This is a genomic window from Pseudomonas fluorescens (assembly GCF_041354075.1).
GTDB lineage: Bacteria > Pseudomonadota > Gammaproteobacteria > Pseudomonadales > Pseudomonadaceae > Aquipseudomonas > Aquipseudomonas fluorescens_CE.
Window position 1 is genome coordinate 1 of the sequence record NZ_JARZGC010000050.1, and the last position, 673, is coordinate 673.

Annotated in this window: 1 protein-coding gene; it reads right to left on the reverse strand. The window is 59.1% G+C overall.

All coding sequences use genetic code 11. The annotated features are described in order from the left end of the window. Window positions 1-34 precede the first annotated feature (34 nt). The coding region (locus QIW53_RS27185) for an electron transfer flavoprotein subunit beta/FixA family protein (RefSeq protein ID WP_371052679.1) at window positions 35-673 on the reverse strand (639 nt) is incomplete at its 5' end.

A 673-nucleotide genomic window follows, 5' to 3' on the forward strand; every position in this document is an offset into this window, starting at 1 on the left:
TTGTCGTGTTCAGCGATTACCAAGATAGTCATGATCAGATTACCTTCGCTTCGTTTTTCAGTTTCTCGACCAGTTCAGCCACCGACTTGACCTTGATACCCGCGCTGCGTGCAGCCGGCGCTTCGACTTTCACGGTCTTGTTGGTGGAGGCGGTGGAAACGCCCAAAGCATCCGGAGTCAGGGTCTCGAGAGGCTTCTTCTTGGCTTTCATGATGTTTGGCAGGGACGCGTAGCGCGGCTCGTTCAAACGCAGGTCGGTGGTGACGATGGCCGGCAGTTTCAGGGAAACGGTCTGCGCGCCGCCGTCGATTTCGCGGGTCACGGCAACGCTGTCGCCGGACACTTCGACTTTCGACGCGAAAGTGCCCTGACCGTAGCCGCTCAATGCCGCGAGCATCTGGCCGGTCTGGTTGTTGTCGCTGTCGATGGCTTGCTTGCCCAGGATCACCAGTTGCGGCTGTTCCTTGTCGACAACGGCCTTCAACAGTTTGGCAACGGCCAGGGAAGTCAGATCTTCAGCGGATTCGACGAGGATGGCGCGGTCGGCACCCAGGGCCAACGCGGTGCGCAGTTGCTCCTGAGCGGTGGACGGGCCGACGGAGACGACGACGATTTCAGTCGCAACGCCTTTCTCTTTCAGGCGTACGGCTTCTTCCACTGCGATTTCGCAGAA